Source organism: Corynebacterium sp. MSK218, assembly GCF_030232655.1.
Lineage (GTDB): Bacteria > Actinomycetota > Actinomycetes > Mycobacteriales > Mycobacteriaceae > Corynebacterium.
The window spans coordinates 1-18,897 of sequence record NZ_JASPGN010000001.1 but is presented as its reverse complement, the minus strand read 5'-3'; the positions used below and the strand labels follow the sequence as shown (position 1 = coordinate 18,897).

At 58.9% G+C, this 18,897-nt stretch carries 19 protein-coding genes; 10 read left to right on the top strand and 9 right to left on the bottom strand.

Annotation, left to right across the window (positions count from 1 at the left end; all coding sequences use genetic code 11):
• The first annotated feature begins 7 nt into the window (after positions 1-7).
• The 4 genes from QP922_RS00095 to QP922_RS00080 all read left to right on the top strand — a co-directional run bounded on the left by QP922_RS00095 (position 8) and on the right by QP922_RS00080 (position 4,249).
• Positions 8-1,372: a sugar nucleotide-binding protein gene (locus tag QP922_RS00095; protein ID WP_284807240.1), complete on the top strand. Its 1,365-nt coding sequence runs from the start codon at positions 8-10 to the stop codon at positions 1,370-1,372.
• 117 nt (positions 1,373-1,489) lie between these two features.
• The gene (gene rfbA, locus QP922_RS00090) at positions 1,490-2,356 is read left to right on the top strand and encodes a glucose-1-phosphate thymidylyltransferase RfbA (protein ID WP_284807239.1); all 867 of its coding nucleotides are present in this window, start codon (positions 1,490-1,492) and stop codon (positions 2,354-2,356) included.
• Between the two features lie 147 nt (positions 2,357-2,503).
• Positions 2,504-3,373, top strand: a complete 870-nt coding sequence (locus tag QP922_RS00085; RefSeq protein WP_284807238.1) for a DsbA family protein — start codon at positions 2,504-2,506, stop codon at positions 3,371-3,373.
• Positions 3,374-3,454: 81 nt separating this feature from the next.
• Entirely contained in the window at positions 3,455-4,249 is a 795-nt protein-coding gene (locus QP922_RS00080) for a cytochrome c biogenesis CcdA family protein (RefSeq protein WP_284807237.1), read from the top strand.
• Between the two features lie 16 nt (positions 4,250-4,265).
• On the opposite strand, the gene QP922_RS00075 is transcribed toward QP922_RS00080, so the two are convergent.
• The 3 genes from QP922_RS00075 to QP922_RS00065 all read right to left on the bottom strand — a co-directional run bounded on the left by QP922_RS00075 (position 4,266) and on the right by QP922_RS00065 (position 6,973).
• Positions 4,266-4,886 (bottom strand): MBL fold metallo-hydrolase, encoded by a 621-nt coding sequence (locus QP922_RS00075; RefSeq protein WP_070669669.1) that lies wholly within the window; start codon positions 4,884-4,886, stop codon positions 4,266-4,268.
• A 56-nt stretch (positions 4,887-4,942) separates the two neighbouring features.
• On the bottom strand, positions 4,943-6,091 hold the full coding sequence (locus QP922_RS00070; protein WP_284807236.1) for an S-(hydroxymethyl)mycothiol dehydrogenase: 1,149 nt from the start codon (positions 6,089-6,091) through the stop codon (positions 4,943-4,945).
• Positions 6,092-6,157: 66 nt separating this feature from the next.
• Positions 6,158-6,973: a GDSL-type esterase/lipase family protein gene (locus QP922_RS00065; RefSeq protein ID WP_284807235.1), complete on the bottom strand. Its 816-nt coding sequence runs from the start codon at positions 6,971-6,973 to the stop codon at positions 6,158-6,160.
• 162 nt (positions 6,974-7,135) lie between these two features.
• Between QP922_RS00065 and QP922_RS00060 the strand changes: the two genes are divergently transcribed.
• Positions 7,136-8,797 (top strand): AMP-binding protein, encoded by a 1,662-nt coding sequence (locus QP922_RS00060; protein WP_284807234.1) that lies wholly within the window; start codon positions 7,136-7,138, stop codon positions 8,795-8,797.
• 165 nt (positions 8,798-8,962) lie between these two features.
• Here the strand turns inward: QP922_RS00060 and nagE are convergent, their stop codons facing one another.
• The 5 genes from nagE to QP922_RS00035 form a co-directional block, all read right to left on the bottom strand.
• Entirely contained in the window at positions 8,963-11,128 is a 2,166-nt protein-coding gene (gene nagE, locus QP922_RS00055) for an N-acetylglucosamine-specific PTS transporter subunit IIBC (protein WP_284807232.1), read from the bottom strand.
• 66 nt (positions 11,129-11,194) lie between these two features.
• A complete protein-coding gene (gene nagB / locus QP922_RS00050) occupies positions 11,195-11,956 on the bottom strand; it encodes a glucosamine-6-phosphate deaminase (protein ID WP_070669680.1) in 762 nt (253 codons plus the stop codon).
• 34 nt (positions 11,957-11,990) lie between these two features.
• Positions 11,991-13,157: an N-acetylglucosamine-6-phosphate deacetylase gene (locus QP922_RS00045; protein ID WP_070669681.1), complete on the bottom strand. Its 1,167-nt coding sequence runs from the start codon at positions 13,155-13,157 to the stop codon at positions 11,991-11,993.
• A gap of 122 nt (positions 13,158-13,279) precedes the next feature.
• Positions 13,280-13,561, bottom strand: a complete 282-nt coding sequence (locus QP922_RS00040) for a hypothetical protein (protein ID WP_284807231.1) — start codon at positions 13,559-13,561, stop codon at positions 13,280-13,282.
• Positions 13,561-14,172, bottom strand: a complete 612-nt coding sequence (locus QP922_RS00035) for an alpha/beta hydrolase (RefSeq protein WP_284807230.1) — start codon at positions 14,170-14,172, stop codon at positions 13,561-13,563. Before QP922_RS00035 ends, QP922_RS00040 begins: the two co-directional genes overlap by 1 nt.
• Before the next feature lie 231 nt (positions 14,173-14,403).
• Here QP922_RS00035 and QP922_RS00030 point away from each other — a divergent pair, with 231 nt between their 5' ends.
• The 3 genes from QP922_RS00030 (at position 14,404) to QP922_RS00020 (ending at position 16,749) form a co-directional block, all read left to right on the top strand.
• Positions 14,404-14,799 carry a hypothetical protein gene (locus QP922_RS00030; RefSeq protein WP_070537291.1) on the top strand — a complete coding sequence of 132 codons (396 nt, stop codon included), beginning with the start codon at positions 14,404-14,406 and terminating at the stop codon, positions 14,797-14,799.
• Positions 14,800-16,038, top strand: coding sequence for an MFS transporter (locus QP922_RS00025; protein ID WP_284807228.1), 1,239 nt, complete (start codon positions 14,800-14,802; stop codon positions 16,036-16,038).
• A 165-nt stretch (positions 16,039-16,203) separates the two neighbouring features.
• Entirely contained in the window at positions 16,204-16,749 is a 546-nt protein-coding gene (locus tag QP922_RS00020) for a DUF4442 domain-containing protein (protein ID WP_284807227.1), read from the top strand.
• Positions 16,750-16,914: 165 nt separating this feature from the next.
• On the opposite strand, the gene QP922_RS00015 is transcribed toward QP922_RS00020, so the two are convergent.
• On the bottom strand, positions 16,915-17,931 hold the full coding sequence (locus tag QP922_RS00015) for a DUF3644 domain-containing protein (protein ID WP_070433096.1): 1,017 nt from the start codon (positions 17,929-17,931) through the stop codon (positions 16,915-16,917).
• A 454-nt stretch (positions 17,932-18,385) separates the two neighbouring features.
• On the opposite strand from QP922_RS00015, the gene QP922_RS00010 reads away from it, so the two are divergent.
• Both QP922_RS00010 and QP922_RS00005 read left to right on the top strand, forming a co-directional pair.
• Positions 18,386-18,592 (top strand): type II toxin-antitoxin system prevent-host-death family antitoxin, encoded by a 207-nt coding sequence (locus QP922_RS00010; RefSeq protein WP_049146082.1) that lies wholly within the window; start codon positions 18,386-18,388, stop codon positions 18,590-18,592.
• Positions 18,593-18,616: 24 nt separating this feature from the next.
• Positions 18,617-18,823: a type I restriction-modification system subunit M N-terminal domain-containing protein gene (locus QP922_RS00005; RefSeq protein WP_284807224.1), complete on the top strand. Its 207-nt coding sequence runs from the start codon at positions 18,617-18,619 to the stop codon at positions 18,821-18,823.
• Positions 18,824-18,897: the final 74 nt, after the last annotated feature.

Below are 18,897 nucleotides of genomic sequence, written 5' to 3'. Positions count from 1 at the left end.
AAGAAACATGAAGGTGCAGACAACGGCCATCGAGGGCCTGCTCATAGTGGAGCTCGACGTCCACGGCGATAACCGTGGCTGGTTCAAGGAGAACTGGCAGCGCGAAAAGATGGTGGCGGCGGGCCTGCCGGATTTTCAGCCCGTGCAAAATAACGTCTCCTTCAATGCGGAGAAAGGTGTCACGCGCGGCCTACATGCGGAGCCGTGGGATAAGTTCGTCTCCGTGGCGTCTGGCCGGGTGTTCGGCGCGTGGTGCGATCTGCGCGAGGGCTCTGCCACCTTTGGCCAGCTGGTGACCCATGAGATTGGCCCCGACACGGCCGTGTTCGTCCCGCGTGGGGTGGCCAACGGCTTCCAGGCCCTGGAGGCCTGCGTCTACTCCTACCTGGTCAATGACCACTGGTCCCCGGATGCGGAGTACACCTGCGTCAACCTCGACATGGTGGACTGGCCGCTGGAGCCGACGGAAATCTCCGACAAGGACAGGGACCACGCCGTGCTTGGCGACGTCTCCCCCATGCCCCCTCGCCGTATCCTCGTCACCGGCGCCAACGGGCAGCTGGGCCGCGCATTAAAGAAGTTCCTGCCCTCCGCTGGCTTGGGCGCGGTAGAGTTCTGTGGGCACGAGGACTTTGACATCACCAACCCACCTGCCCGTCCGTGGAAGCAGTATTCCGCCATCATCAACTGCGCGGCTTATAACGACGTCAACGGCGCGGAGGACAATCGTGCTGCGGCCTGGGCGGTCAACGCCGATGCGCCAGCAAAGCTCGCGCGCATTGCCGCGGCGAACAATCTCACCCTGGTGCACGTCTCCAGCGACTACATCTTCGATGGCTCCCACGAGGTCCACGATGAGGAGGAACTGCCCTCACCTCTCTCGGCCTACGGGGCGTCGAAAGCCGCGGGCGATACTGCCGCGCAAACCGCTCCGCGCCACTACGTCATCCGCACCTCGTGGGTCTTTGGCGATGGCGCCAACTTCATGTCCACGATGCGCTCGCTGGCGAATAAGGGAGTCAAGCCCTCCGTCATTCACGATCAGCGCGGCCGCCCCACCTTTGCCGAGGACCTGGCCAAGGGCATCATTCACCTGCTCAAGGCCAAGGCCGAGTACGGGGTGTACAACATCTCCAACTCCGGTGACGTGGTGGGCCGCGACGAGATTGCCATGGCCGTCTTCACCGGCGTGGGCCAGGACCCCGCCGATGTCACGCCGGTGAACACCGAGCAGTACCGCGAGATTGCCGGACCCGAAGCTCCTCGCCCGAAGGAGTCCGCCTTCGACTTGTCCAAGATTGAATCCACCGGCTTCACACCGATGAATTGGCGGGCCGCTTTGGCCCTCTACCTGGGGCTTTACCCAGCATAACACTCAACATAACACTTAACTTCCCACGTGTTATGTTAAGTGGGAAGTTAAGTGTTATGTTCGCCAGCCCGCGCCGCCGCACCCCGGCGCGGGACCCCTCCGTTAAGCTTAAAGCCCATGAAGGGCATCATTCTCGCAGGCGGTTCTGGGACCCGCCTCTATCCCATTACCAAGGGCATCTCGAAGCAGCTCATGCCCATCTACGACAAGCCGATGGTCTACTATCCTCTGACCACCCTGATTCAGGCCGGCATCCGTGAGATCCTCATCATCACCACCCCGGAGGACCAGGACGCCTTCAAGCGCCTGTTGGGAGATGGCTCCCAGCTGGGCCTCATGCTTCACTATGCGGTCCAGCCGCGTCCAGAAGGCTTGGCCCAAGCCTTCCTCATTGCGGAAGACTTCATCGCTGATGACGACGTGGCACTCGTCTTGGGTGACAACATCTTCGAAGGCCACGGCTTCTCCACTGCACTTAATGAATGCCGCCACCCCGATGGCGGCATCATCTTTGCCTACGAGGTCTCCGACCCACAGCGCTATGGCGTCGTGGATTTCGACGAGACCGGCCAGGCTCTCTCCATTGAGGAAAAACCCGCCACGCCGAAATCCAATCACGCCGTGGTGGGGTTGTATTTCTACGACAACTCCGTAGTGGAGATTGCGAAAGGCATTAAGCCCAGCGCACGTGGGGAATTAGAAATCACCGCAATTAACGAGGAATACCTGCGCCGCGGTCGGCTCCACGTCAAGCGCATGCAGCGCGGTGATGTTTGGCTCGATACCGGAACGGTGGACTCCATGAGCGAGGCCTCCGCATATGTGGAAGTCATGCAGAAGCGCACCGGCACCGTCATTGGCTCGCCGGAAGTAGCCGCGTTTGCAGAAGGTTTCATCGACGCTGCAGCGCTTACCGCGCTGGCTCAGCCTCTCCTGAAGTCTGGCTACGGCCGCTACCTTCTCGCCGCCGCCCAAGAGGGCTGAGACCGAGGTACATATCGATCAAATAAGGACCGAAAACCAACGGAATCTGAGGCCTTATTTGATCGATCCGTACGCACCTAAGCGTCCCTCGCCCTGTGTCAGGAGCCGCCACCACCCAAACGGGCTTAAACGCGTTAAGGTAATCGCATGCCTAGTTCATCCTCTCGCCCCACCAGTGATTCGAAGAAGTCAGCGCTATCCACCATCAGCCCCGTGGCGTGGGGATTGTTGGTGATCGTTGTTGTTTTGGCCATCATCATCGGCTTCCTGCTGGCAGAGCGCACCTCTTCCAGCAATGAAAGCACTTCCGCAGCGCAGAAGACCGCGACGAGCGCGGCGCCCGCCGAAGACCTGGCGAAGGATGCTGACAAGGCCACCCCCGGCACGAAATTCTCCGACGGGAAGGGTGACCCAATGACGTTCGGCCCCGGAGGTGACACCAAGTCCGGAGACATTACGGTGGTGCACCGCAAGAAGGAGGATGATCCTTTCGCCATTGGTGCGGTGGATGCCCCCGTAGTGATTTCAGAGTTCTCCGACTTCGAGTGCCCATTCTGCTCCCGTCACGCCAACGTGACCGAGCCGGATATCCTCACCAAGTACGTGGAGAAGGGCTTGGTGCGCATTGAATGGAATGACTTCCCCGTCAACGGCCCCGCCGCCATCGAGGCAGCCAAGGCCGGACGCGCTGCCGCAGCACAAGGCAAGTTCGCGGAGTTCAAGCACGAGCTCTACACCGCCAGCAAGGACATCAGTGGCCACCCAGAGTTCGACATCGACGACTTCATGACATTTGCCAAGCAGGCCGGCGTTGCAGACCTGGATAAGTTCCGCCAGCAGGCCACGGACGATACCTACACGGAGGTCATCGAGACGGCCACTCGCTATGCTTCCCAGATTGGCATCACGGGTACTCCGGCATTCGTGGTGGGAGACCAGTTCGTCGGTGGCGCACAGCCGCCCGAGGTATTTGAGCAGATCATCCAAGAGCAGCTAGGAAAGGCAGCCAATGGATAAGCCGCCGCTGATTGTGTGGGTCTTCATCGCGCTCGTCCTTCTGACCGGGCTGCTGGGTGGTTATGCGGTGGGGGTGAGCGTATGAGCATCGGGATTTTCGGTGCCCTCATCGCTGGCGTGCTGACTTTGATCAGCCCCTGTTCAGCGCTGTTGGTGCCGGCCTTCTTTGCCTATGCCTTTGATTCGCAGCGCCAGCTGCTGTTTAAGACCCTGGTGTTCTTCCTAGGCTTGTGCACCACGCTCGTGCCCATCGGCATGGGGTTGGCCGCCCTGCTCGCGCAGTATCGCAGCCAGGTCATCACGGTGGCGGGCTGGATCATTATCGCCCTGGGAATCTTTACCGCGCTGGGCGGTGGCTTTCGCATCCCCGGCATGGATGCGCTCTCCGGAAAAGCCCGGGGCAGGGTGTTTCTGCTTGGTGCGGTGTATGGCTTTGCCGGTTTTTGCGCGGGCCCGCTGTTGGGTGCTGTTCTCACCACGGCGGCTGCATCCGGCAGCGCACTCTATGGCGGGATCATCATGGTGGCGTATGCCGCGGGCATGGCCACGCCGCTCTTCCTGCTGGCTGCGCTGTGGGAGCGCCTCGACGTCGGTTCGTGGCGGTGGCTGCGCGGACGCGAGGTCACTATAGGCCCCGTGCACACGAATACCGTGTCCATTGTGTCGGGCGCATTCTTCGTGCTCATCGGCGCGCTGTTCATTGTCAGTTATGGCAGTGCGACACTGCCCGCGGTACTGAGCACGGATGCGCAGTTCGCGGTGCAGGAAAAGGCTCGCAGCTTCAGCGAAGGCGTAGCGGATGCCTGGGTCTGGTTCGCCTTGTCCCTGGCCGCCACGGTGGCGGTGGGCATCAAGGCTGCCCGCACGCCGGCCTAGGGCCGGCGTTTAAGAGTTAGTAGCCGCGGGCGACGTACTCGTCGATGCGGGCAGCTTCCGCGCCCACGGTGGTCTCATCGCCGTGGCCCGGCAGGACGCGGGTCTCCGGCGGGAGGTTGAGCACGCGGTTGCGCAGGGACTCGATGATGACATCGAAGTCGGAGTACTTGCGGCCCGTCGCTCCCGGGCCACCGTTGAAGAGGGTGTCCCCGGAGAGCAGGGTGTTATCGGCGGCGTCGTACAGCACGACGCAGCCCGGGGAATGGCCCGGGGTGTGGAAGACCACGAGATCCTCCCCACCAATCTTGAAGATCTGGTTATCCTCCAGCGCGGCGTAGTTAGACTCCGCGTGGGTTTCGCGCCACAGCTGCTCATCGTCCGGATGGAGGTAGAGCTGCACACCATAGTGCTCAGCAATCTCAGGAGCGAGCTCGCAGTGATCGTTATGCGCGTGGGTAAGCAGCACACCCGTCACGGAGCGCTCGCCCACCTCGTCGTAAATGCGCTCGGCGTCGTGCGCCGGATCCACGATGTAGAGCTCCTGGCCACCGGAGACGATGTAGACGTTGTTGTCCACGTCCCACTCACCGCCATCAAGGCGGAACTTGCCAGAGGTGACAAACTGTTCAATCTTCATTTCGGGTTCCTTTCCTGGCTGAGGTAAAGCTCGTGATTGTGAAGATTCGGCTGTCTTTAAAATTCGACGACGGACCGCAGAACCTTGCCAGCCTTCATGGTGCCGAAGGCCTCTTCGACGTCGTCTAGCGCAATGCGCTCAGAGACGAACTTGTCCAGCGGGAACTGGCCGTTCTTGGACAAGGATACGTAAGCCGGGAAGTCACGCTCGGGCAGGCAGTCGCCGTACCACGCCGGCTTGATGGAACCGCCGCGGCCGTACAGGTCGATGGCGGGGATGTCGACGTGGTCGGTGAGGTTGGGAACGCCCACCATCACCATGCGGCCGGCGTGGTCGCGGGAGTAGAAAGCCTGGCGCCAGGTGGGCTGGATACCTACAGCATCAATGGTGACGTCGGTGCCGAAGCCGTCGGTAAGCTCACGCACAGCCTCGATTACCTCATCCTCGGAGAGGTCCTTGCCGCAAATAGTGTCGGTTGCGCCGAACTCACGGGCGGTCTCAAGCTTGTTTTCATCAAGGTCCACGGCGATAATCTTCGCTGCACCGGCTAACTTCGCGCCGGCAATCGCAGCAGTGCCCACACCACCGCAGCCGAAGACAGCTACGGACTCGCCAAGCTGGATGTCAGCGGTGTTAACGGCCGCGCCCAGGCCCGCCATGATGCCGCAGCCGAGCAGACCGGCGGCGGCCGGGTCGGTCTCCTCTACCTTGGTGCACTGGCCCTCGTGGACCAGGGTCTTCTCGGCGAAGGAACCAATGCCAAGCGCCGGGGTAAGTTCGGTACCAGCGTCTTTATCCCCGTCCGCGAGCGTCATCTTCGCGGATGCGTTGTGAGTATTGAAGCAGTACTTCGGCTCACCCTTCTTACATGCACGGCACTCACCGCACACCGCGCGCCAGTTCAGGATGACGAAGTCACCGACCTCAACGTGGCTAACGGCGGAGCCCACGCGCTCGACGACGCCCGCCGCCTCATGGCCCAGCAGGAAGGGGAAGGCATCCTCGATGTCACCATCGCGGTAGGCCAAGTCGGTATGGCAGACTCCGCAGGCCTGCACCTTGACGATGACATCGTGCTCACCGGGGGCGGGAACTACGATGTTGACGGTCTCGACGGGCTCGCCCTTCGCGCGCGCGATGACGCCGCGGACAACCTCTGCACCTTGCTGGGATCTATTTTCATTTACATTTTCATTAACAGTCATGCCCGCGAGGGTACGCGAAAGGCCCGAGCAACGTCGCCCGGGCCCAACGAAAAGACAAGTTCGCCTTTAGAAGCTAGCGAGATGGTTGGCCACAAACTCGTGACCACGCGCATTGACGTGCAGCGGCAGGTTGCCCGGCCCTGCGGAGAAGTCCACGAGGCCTGCCCACAGGCGCTTATTGGCATCCGCACACATGCCGCGGTCCCACGTCATCGGCTTCATGTCCACAAACTCCGTGCCGGTCGCGTGCGCCAGGTCCACCTGCATCCACTGCGTGACGTTCTCATAGCGCTGGACCATCGGCAAAGCGGTGGCATCGGCCGGCTTAGGACCAACATGGATGAGGCAGTAGCGATCCCCAGAGCCGATGGTTGGGTAACCCACGATCTGAATGCGGGCATTCGGCGCAGCAGCGCGAATCTTGTGGATGATGGGCGCATTTGCGCCAACAAAGCGGGCACGCATGTCCTTGTCAGACAACCCAGCGTTGTTGTAGGTGTCATTGAAGCCGCCGGCGTAGATCACGCGCTGGGTCTCAGTGGTGAGCTTGCCGCGGCGAATTGCGTCATCAACCTGCGCGTTCATCTGCGGGCCCTGGGACATCGATACTGCACCAGAGCAGGAGAAATCCGCCACCGGCATACCCAGCTTGGCGGCGGTACGCTTGGCAAAGTTATTACCGGATGGGCAATCCAGGCTGGGATTGCGGCCGGACGAGCCCAAGCGCGAGGAGAGGTAGGTATCCAACTGCGGGTCTGCCAGGACGGAGTCGCCGAAGGCAACGAGGTTGCGTTCCGCTGCTGCTGCCTGGGGAGCCTGAGAAAGACCGACTGCCACGAGGAGGGTTGCGCAGAGGGCCGCGAGGCGCTGAGTAGACTTCACGTGACGAGTTCCTTTCGGGAAAGAGTATGTTCTAGACCGAAACCATAATAGACTAAGCTAACGATTGAAGCTTATGTAACAATAGCAACACCTTTAACATATTGCTCTGATTGACGGCCTTTCTATCCCTCCCTATCGCCTCTACCCCACCACGAGAATCTTATGAAGCTTTCTGATATCACCTTCCACGCCACCGCGATCGCGCGGTTTATCCCCTCGCTCTTCCACGCCGGCCTCATCAGCCCCGCCGGTGGGCCCCGCGCTTGGGCTGCGACCCTGCCTGTCTTGGCACGCTACCGTTTCACCACCGCCCGCGAGGTCGAGCAAGCCTATCTGACCTGCCCGGAACGCCTAGCGCTTATCGACGACAACGGGGCCCTCACCTACCGCCAGCTCCGCGATCACTCCCAGACTTTCGCGCGCTGGCTGCTCTCGCAAAACCTCGACGAGATCCGCCTGGGCGTCATGGCCCGCAACGGCCGCGGCATCATCACCCCATTGGCAGCCAAGGGCTATGCGGGCGCGCACATCTTCTTGCTCAATGTAGGTTCCTCCCCGGAGCAGCTGGCCGGCTGCATCGAAGAAAACCGCATTAACGTGCTCGTCATCGATGATGAGTTCATTGACCGCCTCTACCCCGCTGGCGACCTCCCCGAAGGCCTTTCCGTCGTCATCGCTCACGAATCCGGCGAAGATCGTCCGGCGGCGCTGGCTGCGGCCCCAACGCTGCGCCAGATTGTGATGCGCCCGCGGGACGTCGAGAAGCACAAGCTTCCCGCCTGGCCCCAGCACGGACATATCGTGCTCATGTCCTCCGGCACCACCGGAATTCCCAAGGGCATCATGCGCCCAGAGCCCACAATGCCGGTGGTCGTGGCCTCCATCGTGGGCTCGGTGCCGTGGCGCGCGAACCAGAAGGTGCAGATGACCGCTTCCATTTTCCACACGTGGGGCTGGGCCTGCATCAACATTGCGCTAGGACTTCGCAACACCATCGTGACGCGGCGTGTCTTTGACCCGGCGGCCGCACTCGATGACATCCAGCGCTACCAGCTCGATGGCCTGCTGTCCTCCCCCGTTTTCTTCCGTCAAATGGTCGAAGCCGACCCCGATGCACACTACGACACCTCGAGCCTGCAGTTCATTGCCTCGGCTGGCCATGCGCTGACCCCGGAGATTGTCAAGGAAACCCACGAGCGCTTCGGGCCGATTCTGTGCAATGTCTATGGTTCGACGGAGCTCGCGCTGGCATCGACGGCCAGCATGGAGGAGGTGGCCAAGGACCCCACCATTGGCGGCAAGATTGCCTCCGGCACGAAACTGCGCATCCTCGATGAGGACGGCAACGAGGTTCCCCGCGGTGAGGTCGGCGAGATTTACCTGACCAATTCCACCGCACTTATCGGCTACACCAACCCGAAGATTCCGCTCAACAAGGTCGATGGCCTCATTTCCATCGGTGACCTGGGCTATATCGACCCCGAGGGTTACCTGCATGTGGTGGGCCGCGCCGATGACATGATCATCGTCGGCGGTGAGAACGTCCACCCACAGTCGGTCACCGAGGTGCTGGAGGCCATGCCGGGCATCGCGGAGGTGCATGCAGGCGGCGTGGAGGATGAGACCACCTTCCAGCGCATCGCCGTGTGGGCCGTGACGACCCGTGATGCGTTGGGCAACGCCGTGACTGCCGACGCCATCCGCACCTGGGTCCGCGACAACCTCGCCGACCATTCCGTGCCGCGCGACGTCCACTTCCTAGACAAGCTGCCGCGCAACGCCACGGGCAAGGTGGTGCCGCGCCTGCTAAGGAGCACCGACTAGCCCACGCCTATTCCTCTCAAGGCATAGAACCCCCAAGCCAAAACTGCCCGAGTTGCCAAAACCAACCTTGCTTCATGCGATGTGGAGCGAAGGTTTTGGCAACTAGGGCAGTTTTTATGTCTGGGTTTTAGTCCCGCCGGCCCCTGAGGTGGGCCGAGGGGCAGATTAGCTGCTGCGCTTGACGGTTGCTGCGACCTCACCTGGCAGGGCATGGCCCTCGCGAGTGATGTCGATGCCGGCGACTTGCTTGGCCGTCGGGCACACCACCGGGGTGATGAGGTTGACGCCGCGCTCGCGTAGCGCCTTGGCATCCACCGCGATGATCGGCGTGCCAGCGGTGACGGTATCGCCCTTCTTGGCCAGGGCCGTGAAACCTTCGCCCTTGAGCTCCACGGTGTCGATACCGATGTGGATAAGCAGGTCCAGCCCATCCGCGGTCTGCATACCGAAGGCATGGCGCGTCTTGAAGATCATGGTGATGGTGCCGTCTACGGGGGCGCAGACGTCGAAGGCATCGACTGCATCCGGCATCACCGCAAAACCTTCGCCCACCATGCCCTGCGCAAAGGACGCATCCGGAACTTGGGAGAGCTCGACGACGTCTCCGGCGAACGGGGCACGCACGTCGATACCTTCGGCCTCGACGTGGGAATTGCTAGCAGAAGCGCTACTGTTGCTGGCGCCCTCGGCGCTGGCAGGCACGCTGGCTCCAGTACCCGCGGCACCTGCCGAGCTCGCAGCGCCCGCAGTGGCCAGGGCCGGGGAGCCGTGGTGCAGCTGGTGGCTGACCTCGTCATACATGAACTGCACGGCCGGGCCGACGATGACCTGCACGCTCTTCTCGGAGGGGTGGATAACACCGGAGACGGCGGCGCGTTTGATCAAGGAGTCGCGAACAAGCGCACGCTCCTTCACGCCGACGCGCAGGCGCGTGGTGCAGTAGTCCAGCGAATCAATGTTGTCCTTGCCGCCTAGGCCCTCGATGATGTGGGCGGCATCGCGAGCGGTCTTGTCATCACCGCTGACAGAATCCTCCGTGGATTCTGCGGCAGCATCGTCCTCACCGCGACCCGGGGTCTTGAGGTTGAGCCAGCCGATGAGGAAGTAGAAGATGACAAAGTACAGGGCGAAGAAGGCGATGCCCATGACCAGCAGCATGTACCACTTGTTCGCCAGCGGGTTCTGGGAGGAGAGCAGCATATCCACAAAGCCCGCGGAGAAACCGAAGCCGGCGGTCCATTCCATGGCTGCGGCGATGAAGACCGAGAGGCCCATGAGCAGTGCGTGCACCACGTACAGCAGCGGGGCAACGAACATGAAGGAGAACTCCAGCGGCTCGGTCACGCCGGTGAAGAAGGAAGCCAGGGCACCAGCAGCCATGAGCGAGCCGACGACCTTGCGCTTGCTCTTATCCGCGCGCAGATACATGGCAAGCGCCGCACCTGGCAGACCGAACATCATGACGGGGAAGAATCCAGCCTGGTAGCGGCCCACAACGCCCTCGACCGTGCACTGGCCGTTGGCCCAGATACCCGGGCAGTCAGCAGCGGAGGTGGCAGCGGCGGCTGCCTCGATGGTCTTCTGGCCGCTCTGGAAATTACCAATGTCATTAATGCCGATGACATCAAACCAGAAGACGGAGTTCAGAGCGTGGTGCAGGCCGGTCGGGATGAGCAGGCGGTTGGCCACGCCGTAGATACCAGCGCCCGCCGCACCAAGGCCCTGGATGGAGGCACCAAAGTTGAACAGCGCGTGGTAAATGAACGGCCACACGAAGTAGAGGATGCCGGAGACCACGATGGCGAAGATCGCGGTCAGAATCGGCACGAGGCGCCGCCCAGAGAAGAAGGCGAGGAAGTCCGGCAGCTTGGTGCCGTGGAAGCGGTTATATACCCAGGCGGCCATGATGCCGGCGAGGATGCCGAAGAGGACGTTACCGCCGCCCACGGCGTTCCAGCCTTCCGCGGCCCACTCCAGTGCCTCATCACCAGTCAGCGCCGTGGGGTCTTCAATGCCGCGGTAGCCGGCCACGGCGTCGGGGCCCAGCAGCTTCATGAAGGTAGCAAAGGCCAGGAAACCAGAGAGCGCGGCGGCACCGTTGGAATCTTTAGCCAGGCCGAAGGCAATGGCGATGGCGAAGATCCAGCCCAGGTTGGCCAGGACCGCGTCACCGGAGCTGATCAGCAGCTGGGCGGCGAGGTTATCCGGGCCAGCCGCACTAGAAATCCAGTAGCCAACACCACTGAGAATTGCAGCGACGGGCAGCACCGCCACAGCGCCCATAAGGGCTTTTCCGAGCCGCTGCAGCGGCCCCATCACATTGAATTTCATAAGGGAGAGTCCTTTCTGAAAGGGAGAAGTATGAACTTAGAAAGAGAAATCTGGCTGAAGTTTTTCCTACAGACGGTTCTGGTCCGCGTAAAGGTAGTACTCGCGGTCCTCCAGGAGGGAGGCAGCGGCTTCATCAACGATGACGGTCGCACGCGGGTGCAGCTGCAGTACCGAGCCAGGGCAGTGCGCTGAAAGTGGGCCCTCGACCATCGCGTGCACAGCCTTGGCTTTATTGCTGCCGGTGGCGATGAGGAGCAGGTGGCGGGCCTCACTAATCGTGCCAAGGCCCTGAGTCAGCGCGTGGCGCGGAACGTCTTCCTCGTTGTCGAAGAAGCGGGAGTTATCCTTCACGGTCTGCGGGTGCAGCGCCACCACGTGGGTGCGGGACGTCAGGGAGCTCGACGGCTCGTTGAAACCGATGTGGCCATTAGCGCCAATACCCAACAACTGGACATCGACGCCTCCGGCATTCCGGATGGACTGGTCATAGGCGGCCGTCGCCGCCACGGGGTCGGTAGCGTTGCCTTCTGGGCTCTTCACCAGGGCGTCGTCAAAGTCGACGTGGCTGGTGAAGTCACGGCGGATGGTGGCGTAATAGGACTGCTCGTGCTCGGGGGCGAGGCCTAAGTATTCGTCGAGAAGAAAAGCGCGGCTGCCTGCGAAGCTGACCTCGCCGCGCTCGTGGCGGGCAATGAGTTCCTTGTACGTGGCCACCGGGGTGGACCCCGTGGCCAGGCCCAGGGTGGCGGAATTGTTGGCGTAGCTTGCGAGGATATCGGCAGCCGCGACGGCAACCTCGGCTGGGGTAGAGCGGATAAGGATGTCCATGATCTGCCTTCCTGATGTGAGCGAGAGTGTTGTTTTAAGAGTTTATAAATTCGGTACCACCGACAATGACTCGCACCGGTTCCAGCTGGGCATTAAGGCCCACCAGGTTGGCGCGTGCACCAACCGCGATGCGGCCGAGTTCCTTGCACCCCAACACATCGGCGGCCGTGGCGGAGGTAAAGCGCACTGCCTCGCCCAGACCATGTCGCGCGGCAAAGCTGGCGAATTGCTGGGCCAAGGTGGACGTACCACCCGCGATAGCGCCGCTGGGCACGCGCGCTACTCCCCCGCTCACCGTGACGGGAAGGGAGCCCAATTCATAGTCACCGTCGGCCATTCCAGCGGCCGCCATGGCATCAGTGATGGCGAAGGCTCGGTGGCTGTGGGCCATGTCTACGGTGCCGTCGACAAGATGCACGCCGTCTGCGATGAGCTCGACGGCCACGTCCCCCGCCTTCGCCGCGGTGAGCAAAGCCGCGACCGGGCCCGGCGCGCGGTGGTGAATAGAAGGCATGCCATTGAAGAGGTGCGTGCCGGTCACGGTGACTCCGAGCTCCTTAGCTCGGGCAATGACGCCCAACGTGGTGTCATAATCGGCCTCGGTATGGCCCAAGCTGGCGATAATGCCATGCTCCGCGCAGACTTCGAGCAGCTTGTCAGCGTTTTCCGTTTCCGGCGCAAAGGTAATCGAACGCAGGTGGCCGCGGGCCGCTTCAATCACCGCGCGGAAGAAGTCCGGGTCACCTGGCACGATGCGCGAAGGGTCTTGTGCGCCGCACTTGGCCGCGGCGATGAAAGGGCCCTCCATGTGGATGCCGGCGATTTCGTCTTCTTCAGCCAGCTGAGCCAAAAGCTCGGCCCGGGCACACAGCTCTTCTTGGGTACCGGAAACCAAGCTGGCCAGCAACGTCGTGGTGCCGTGCGCGCGGTGGAAACGGGCGGCGGCCAGGCACTGCTCATAGGCACCATTGGGGAATCCCCCGCCGTTGCCGCCGTGGTTGTGCAGGTCCACGAAACCGGGTACCCACAGCAACGCATCTGGGTCCCCGGCGCGCCAGGCGGCCTCGGCTGCGGGGACGTCGCCAAGCTTTATGCCCTCAATACTCTCCCCGAACGTGACGGCCCCGGCGCGCAGCTCGAAGTTCTCATCGATGTAGAGGCCTTCCACGTGGCCTTGAATCTTAGTTGCCTCTGCCTGCATGACTCATTCGATTCTGCTTGTACAGGCTGGCGTGGCGCAGCCCGGTTGATAATTCATTTGAAATTTATCAGGGCTGTCGATTTTTGTGAATGTTTCGGGTGCACCGCATGGGGTGCTGCGAGTTACCAACCGCGGGTATCTACTCGGTCCCAGAGCTCGTTATTCGCCAACTCACCAGCGTCCGTCGGTGAAGCGCCAACGAATACATCTCGTGCATCAGAATCATCAGTGAGGATGTAGCGGAACCACGCGGTGGCATAACCATTCCCGAACTCAAGGACGTCCTTGTGGTCCGCGCCCAGCCGCCGTGCACCGATCACCGGCCCACCGGCGGCGTCAAAGTTCTCCTGTAGGTCTGACCACGGGCTGACAAGCCAGCGGTCCGAGCGGCCATCACTCGTCATCAAGAACAGCGGCGCCTTGACGTCCGCGGTGGTGTAGTCCCAGTCATTGGACTGTGCCACCTTGTGGGACGCCGGGCGTGGGACGCCGGGCTCGCCGCATACACAGCTGCTACCTCCACTTGTGCCGCAGCGTTAATCGCACCAGCACCACCTTGTGAGTGTCCGAAAATACCGACCCGCGATCGGTCCACACGGGATTCCAGTTCCGGCAAGCGCTCAATTAAGTGCACGACATTCTCCCCGGTTCCGGTTTGGGGAGTCTCATCGCCGACAACCACGAAGCCCCAACTAGCCAGATGCTCCGCCACGGGTAGGTAGCTGCTCAATGGCGTGTTCGTGCCATTAGCCATGACCACCGCCGGAAATGGTCCCGCGCCCGTCGGTGCCACAACGGTCACATCACCGTCACGCCGCACATCGACCTCGTGCGGCCCCTCGCCCGCAAACGATGCTTCCAGCGGGCCACCCGTTTCAGCGCTATAGCCGGCAGCCACGCCGTCATCACCTGTCACGCTATCTGCGTCTACCCACTGCATGAATCCCACAAACCCGACAAACGCCACGACAATCACGGCTACTACAGCAATTATGCCAATCACAAACTTTTTCATGCTCTACATTTTGAAGTTCACAAGAGCGAAAGACACTAGCGCTAGCGCTACTTTTTCCTGTACACAGAGCATGACCTGCCTCCATTTGAAGCGGGGGCATACAGGTCTAGAGGTGTAAAAAAGTGACGCCACAAATCTTCAGAAAGATCGCTTCTTTCCCCACTCCCTTGTAATGTGTTGTGCACATCACTATTCTATCTAATGTCATAACCATCACACCCAGGAGTAATCATGTTCATATTTGAAACACTTCCAGAAATAGTAACAGTAGGAGGTTCGACTCCATCCAGAGTTCAAGGCCGAGAAGCGGTTGCTGAAAGCAAAGTTTCAATCCGACTCTCTGACACAGAATCCTTGGACAAGTGCCTTTATCAGCTCGAGGTGTCCGACGCCCGCCTGGCAGAAAGAGGTCCAAAAGTCCCAGGACCATACGATTGGCAGTTCGTCATCAAGGAAGTCCTCGAAGATGGAAGCGCGGTTGTCCACTTCGGAGTCGCTTGGTACGACATGGGATTTTTCAAAGAAAAGAAAAGCGTATTTCAGGACGCTCGACATTCGAATATGTTCAGCTCAATGGGAGTGCACCAAGACGATATTTCAATTGAGCATTGGATAAAGTCAGCCTAAATGCATCCTCCAAGAAATAGTGGTGGCAAAGGGTTTTTATCTATCTACACCCTGACCACCACATATTTTTTATTGTCAGTGTGCGGGTCAATGACCAGCCTCTCGATTTCACTCCACTTCGCCGAACTCAACAAAGGCGAACTGTTGGTGGCAAGCATCTTCATCTCGGGTACTTGCGCTCAAGTTTTTGCAGTCCCCTTTCTGACTCCGCTCTTCAACACATTCAACAGCTATCACATTGCGCTTGCTGCGCTTTTCTTGGATCTTCTGGGCTTGTTATCAATGGCGGCCTATCCAGAGCCTTCGATCCTCATTCTTGGAAACCTCGTCACCGCATGCTTAAGCGGCCTGTCAATTCCATCCATTTTCACCATCGCTGATTCTCAGGTCGGCGAAGGTCAGCAGGCGAAAGCCTTCTCCCTCTTAGATACAGCCCGACTTGGCGGCGGATTCCTTGGACCGCCTCTAGGTGGATTACTACTGGACCAAAGAAACCTGCAGACAGCGCTCTTCGTTGAAGCCTGCGCCGTTGGAGTCTCGCTGCTTGCTTTTTATTTCCTTTATAAATCCTCACCCCAGAAAACACTGCTTCATCCAGAAACCAAAGACTCTTCACCGAGTTTTCTCCAGAAGGTCCTCGAAGCACCTTCTCTTTTGCTGAAGAATAGAAGCGCTCGGTCCGCGTTAACCAGCATTTGGGGAGCAATTATCTGCACCTCAATTTTCAACGTTTCGCTTGTCTTCTATACGACACAGACCCTCCACGTCAGCGGTACATTATATGCCATCATTGCCCAAGCATTTATCGTCGGCCGCATCTTTGGTGCACGGCTTTCAGCTCGCTTTCACTCACAGAACGCCGAGAAGGTCCTGACCGGGGCAGGATTCGCCATGGGGTGCTTCATAGCTTTACCTGGACTATTTCCCTCATTGTGGCTCTGCATCCCATGCTTCCTCCTGGGCGGAGTCTGCAATGCCGCTCAGGTAGCCGCACTACGAATAGTCGTTGTCGGATCCGTACCTGATGAAGTGAAACCCAAAGCCCTTTCTACGATGGGTTCAATTAACAGCTCCGCAATGCTTATTGGATACATCATCGGGGCACCTGTTGTAAGTGCCATTGGCCCAGCTGCGGCCCTTGTCGTATCAGGGTTTGGCACCTCTATCCTCACTACGGGCCCAACACTGAAGACCACCATGTACGGTGACTCCGGTAACCAAGGCAACGACGGCAAATAGCAATTAATTTTGTAGTAAATCTACTTCGCCAGTTATCTGGAGATATAGCCAAATGTCACCATGGCAAACGGCACGCTACGGACCGAAACTATCCCCTATCCCGTAACGGTAGAGTTGGCGCCATTTAGCCCACCTGTCCCCCACAACTCATACGGAGCTTTCCTCATGGCCCGCTTTTCTGCACGCCAGCTCAAGCGCTTCATGGGATTCTGGCCGCCCTTCTTGGGCGCTGGCATCAAGATCCAAGAATTTGCTGATGACGGCACTCGCGTCGTTGTCAGCCACAGGCCAAACATGCTGACCAAGAACGCCATGGGTGTTGCCTTCGGTGGCACGCTCTCCGCCATGACGGACCCGTTCTTCATGCTTGCGTCCATGCATCGACTGGGCAAGGAGTACCGCATCTGGGATGCCGCTGGTGAGATTAAGTACCTGAAACCCGGCCGCGGCACGGTCACCGCCGATATGCGTATCCCCGAGGAGACTTACGCGCTCATCGAAGAAAAGACGGCCAACGGTGAGAAGTATTTGCATTGGTTCGACGTGGACATCATCGATGAGGAAGGCGATGTCGTCGCTCATGTGCGCCGCCAAGTCTATTACCGGCGCAAGCAGAAACAAGCTGCACTTGGCCACAGACGCTGGCTAGTGACGCTTGGACTACTGAGGGTGCTTCCCGAAATTCAGAATTCTTGTGCTGTGTTTATCTAGTGCTTTGAAGCCATTTTGAGCACACCGGGAAAAATTGTGTTGTAGAAAGCCTCACGCCCAACTATTCTTGCGGGTACAGCGCCAACCCAAGAAGGATAAAGCTGGGTTCCCGAATGGGAGTAGGGCTTCGGCCTGAGAATTCCTTTGCTCCGAGGGTTGGCGTTTTTACTTTGCTTTCGCCTTGGCCTGCAAAGCATCAATACACGTCCCTGGCTCTTTTTCGAGTTGTGCAACGATAAACTCGATTGCTCGCTGAGAGTATGTCCAGGATGAATTGGGTTCTCCAGCGGTGCTGCGATCGTGTGCGTACCTGGCATCCTCTCTAAATTGGAATACCTTATTGAAGAGATTGAAGTGCCACCGGTTGAATAGCTTTTCCTCGCCTCGGAAGTAAATAGTGGTTTTCGACTTCCTTAACCGGTTTCGCACCTCTTTTACTGCATTACCAACTGTGTAAGGGTAATAGGAAGCAGCATCTCGGATGTCTTTAACGATGGTGACGCCGGCTTCCGCGTCTTTGTCGACATAGACGTTAAGGTCGGCATCCTTCGCCTTCTTGACGATGCGCAGGTTTGTCTCGTAGATGACGGCAGCAGCACCTCCTTCTCCGGTTCCTGCCGCGTCGGCGGCTAGCTGCCTCATCTTAAGAAGCTTCTCTGCGACATGAGGCTCGTACTTCGTCCGAATCACGTCAGGGTCAATTGCACCGCGGCGCACGGCCAACGTCAAGTGATTCTCCGGTATTAAATCACTAACGGATTCACCATGAAGATCGAGGAGCTTATCTGCATAATTCATGACAGACTTTTGCAGGAACGGTCCGATGAAAATCTCATACTCATCAGTGATGAAGTGAGTATTGACATTGCGGAAGCGAATGATTTCCGCCATGTTGATGCGCAGGGGATCTTTATCATTCGTAAAAATCTTCTTGAGACAGTCTGCTAGAGCAATTGTCTTTCCAGATTCGTCCGAGTAATAGATCGACTCGATTCCCCGCTCTCGGATCAGGTACGCCTTGAGCATTAGTTCCCATGCGTTGCAGAGAAAAATTGAACAGGTCTCCACGTGGTATTTCAACGTTGGCCTGTTGTACAGCTCCACTGCAAGAGCAAAAGCTTCCTTGCTCTTTTCTAGGAGCCGCTCAATAATCTCTTCCTGTCCCTTATCCACAGGAACCATTCTAACTTCTGCCCCGAGTCATCTCTTCGGCGTTCTCAGCCTGTTCCCTGCCTACGCTCGGTAATAGCACGGACGATCCGGAAGTCAGTGATGATAGGAAAATACCCCAGCTGAAACACTGTTCTAGCTGGGGCTTAATGGAGACTAAGACGTCGGATTTGATAAGTGCGGCGTGACAGCAAGAACTCTTGTTGAGCAGGGGTTTCGTGATTCTGAAGTAATTTCATTCGCTACAGGGCGCGGTTTCTTGCTGTTGTGAGGTGGTTCTCTAACCGCACTCAAGGTGAGTGCTGGTGTTCAGGGGGTGTGGTTTGCGTTTTCCGTTAGCGGGTATCGACTAAGGGGGGCGTTGTTCTTTCCACGGTCCTCTTTGTTAGCGTAGAATAGTGAAGATGGTAATGACTTTTAGGGTCGCTAACTTAACTACCTGCTCAGTTAGGTGAGGGAGGCGTGAATGGAAGCGGAACCTGAGAAGACGACGATGGATTTTTATAATATGTCGGATTTTCTGCGTGGTCAGTCATCGAAGATCATCACGAAGCTGTCCGAGGAAGATGAGGCGGCTTTCGTGTTGAAGAATGGCAGGCCCATGGCGGTGTTGATATCGATTGACCGGTATGAGCGGTTGATGAAGGCCGGCATAGACATCACTGATTACTAAATTATTTTCTACGAGGGATTTTGGATGGCAGTGAAAAAGACAGAGCTTTACTCGTTGCTGTGGGAAGCAGCTAATAAGCTTCGTGGAGGTGTGGAGCCTGCACGCTACAAGGACTATGTGCTCACCTTGCTGTTTTTCAAGTACGTATCCGACCGCTACAAGGGGCAACGCTTCGGCGACTTCACCATCAGCGAGGGAGCGTCTTTTGATGACCTGTCCAAAGCCAAATGAGGTTACCCTCGTTTAGTGGACACCCTATTTGTACGGATCTTGTGTCCGTGGGAGAGGATGTTCATTGTGAGTCA

Excerpts from the sequence above, each read along its gene's own strand:
- QP922_RS00095 (WP_284807240.1), top strand. The coding sequence starts at position 8 with ATGAAGGTGCAGACAACGGCCATCGAGGGCCTGCTCATAGTGGAGCTC.
- rfbA (WP_284807239.1), top strand. The coding sequence starts at position 1,490 with ATGAAGGGCATCATTCTCGCAGGCGGTTCTGGGACCCGCCTCTATCCC.
- QP922_RS00085 (WP_284807238.1), top strand. The coding sequence starts at position 2,504 with ATGCCTAGTTCATCCTCTCGCCCCACCAGTGATTCGAAGAAGTCAGCG.
- QP922_RS00080 (WP_284807237.1), top strand. The coding sequence starts at position 3,455 with ATGAGCATCGGGATTTTCGGTGCCCTCATCGCTGGCGTGCTGACTTTG.
- QP922_RS00075 (WP_070669669.1), bottom strand. The coding sequence starts at position 4,886 with ATGAAGATTGAACAGTTTGTCACCTCTGGCAAGTTCCGCCTTGATGGC.
- QP922_RS00070 (WP_284807236.1), bottom strand. The coding sequence starts at position 6,091 with ATGACTGTTAATGAAAATGTAAATGAAAATAGATCCCAGCAAGGTGCA.
- QP922_RS00060 (WP_284807234.1), top strand. The coding sequence starts at position 7,136 with ATGAAGCTTTCTGATATCACCTTCCACGCCACCGCGATCGCGCGGTTT.
- nagE (WP_284807232.1), bottom strand. The coding sequence starts at position 11,128 with ATGAAATTCAATGTGATGGGGCCGCTGCAGCGGCTCGGAAAAGCCCTT.
- nagB (WP_070669680.1), bottom strand. The coding sequence starts at position 11,956 with ATGGACATCCTTATCCGCTCTACCCCAGCCGAGGTTGCCGTCGCGGCT.
- QP922_RS00045 (WP_070669681.1), bottom strand. The coding sequence starts at position 13,157 with ATGCAGGCAGAGGCAACTAAGATTCAAGGCCACGTGGAAGGCCTCTAC.
- QP922_RS00040 (WP_284807231.1), bottom strand. The coding sequence starts at position 13,561 with ATGACGAGTGATGGCCGCTCGGACCGCTGGCTTGTCAGCCCGTGGTCA.
- QP922_RS00035 (WP_284807230.1), bottom strand. The coding sequence starts at position 14,172 with ATGAAAAAGTTTGTGATTGGCATAATTGCTGTAGTAGCCGTGATTGTC.
- QP922_RS00030 (WP_070537291.1), top strand. The coding sequence starts at position 14,404 with ATGTTCATATTTGAAACACTTCCAGAAATAGTAACAGTAGGAGGTTCG.
- QP922_RS00025 (WP_284807228.1), top strand. The coding sequence starts at position 14,800 with ATGCATCCTCCAAGAAATAGTGGTGGCAAAGGGTTTTTATCTATCTAC.
- QP922_RS00020 (WP_284807227.1), top strand. The coding sequence starts at position 16,204 with ATGGCCCGCTTTTCTGCACGCCAGCTCAAGCGCTTCATGGGATTCTGG.
- QP922_RS00015 (WP_070433096.1), bottom strand. The coding sequence starts at position 17,931 with ATGGTTCCTGTGGATAAGGGACAGGAAGAGATTATTGAGCGGCTCCTA.
- QP922_RS00010 (WP_049146082.1), top strand. The coding sequence starts at position 18,386 with ATGGAAGCGGAACCTGAGAAGACGACGATGGATTTTTATAATATGTCG.
- QP922_RS00005 (WP_284807224.1), top strand. The coding sequence starts at position 18,617 with ATGGCAGTGAAAAAGACAGAGCTTTACTCGTTGCTGTGGGAAGCAGCT.